This window comes from Aequorivita sediminis, assembly GCF_032080575.2.
Lineage (GTDB): Bacteria > Bacteroidota > Bacteroidia > Flavobacteriales > Flavobacteriaceae > Aequorivita > Aequorivita sediminis.
Genome location: NZ_JAVLSO020000045.1, coordinates 1 through 460 on the forward strand (window position 1 = coordinate 1; position 460 = coordinate 460).

The window sequence follows — 460 nt, forward strand, 5'->3', positions numbered from 1 at the left end:
TGGAGAGTTAGATGTAACTGAAACTTGGATTTACGAAGCGAGCTACACAATCACCCAAGCAGATATTGATGCTGGGGAAGTAGTAAACCAAGCGATTGCTACTGGAACAGCTCCAGACCAGACTGAAGTAAGTGATGATTCAGGAACAGAAATTAATAATGATGATCCAACGATAATCGACTTATGTCAGAAGCCTGAAATTGCAATTGTAAAAACAGGAGTGTTTAATGACGAGAACGGTGATGGTTGTTCAAATGTTGATGAGACTATTACCTACACTTTCACAGTGACTAACCAAGGAAATGTAAGTCTGTCTGACATCATAGTGGACGATCCACTATTAGGAGGTCCATTGGCAGGTCCATTAAGTGGAGATACTGATGGTGATGGAGAGTTAGATGTAACTGAAACTTGGATTTACGAAGCGAGCTACACAATCACCCAAGCAGATATTGATGCT

The 460-nt window shown here is 40.9% G+C and carries 1 protein-coding gene; it reads left to right on the forward strand.

Annotation, left to right across the window (positions count from 1 at the left end):
• Positions 1-460, forward strand: a 460-nt coding sequence (locus RT250_RS13540) for a DUF7507 domain-containing protein (protein ID WP_313115423.1), incomplete at both ends; no start/stop codon positions are given.